This is a genomic window from Halomonas sp. SIMBA_159 (genome assembly GCF_046536035.1).
GTDB classification, from domain to species: domain Bacteria; phylum Pseudomonadota; class Gammaproteobacteria; order Pseudomonadales; family Halomonadaceae; genus Vreelandella; species Vreelandella venusta_A.
This window is the reverse complement of sequence record NZ_JAWJBT010001693.1, coordinates 1-234: the sequence shown is the minus strand read 5'-3', so window position 1 is coordinate 234 and position 234 is coordinate 1. Positions and strand designations below refer to the sequence as shown.

The following is a 234-nucleotide window of genomic DNA, read 5'->3' as shown; positions in this document are numbered from 1 at the left end:
GTGCATAACCTGCCGCCAAAACGCTTCGCGCAGAGCATCGTCTCGAGCGATTCAGAGCTGGCTCTCACCCCCCCGTAGCTGCTGTTGGCACTGTTTATTAATACGGCTGCCGCTGGTTAGCAGGCGGTAGCAGTCGGGGAGTCCGCTTTCCCCCACCGCCGTTAGCCGCAGGCTATTGCCCGAGCGCTCAAACAGCCCCACGCCCCGGCTATCTTCCCGCGCCTTGACGGCGGC

1 pseudogene is annotated in these 234 nt (G+C 63.7%); it reads right to left on the bottom strand.

From position 1 onward, the window contains the following. Positions 1-51: 51 nt before the first annotated feature. Positions 52-234 (bottom strand): annotated as a pseudogene (locus R0J87_RS24975) (LysR family transcriptional regulator); the annotation flags it as partial.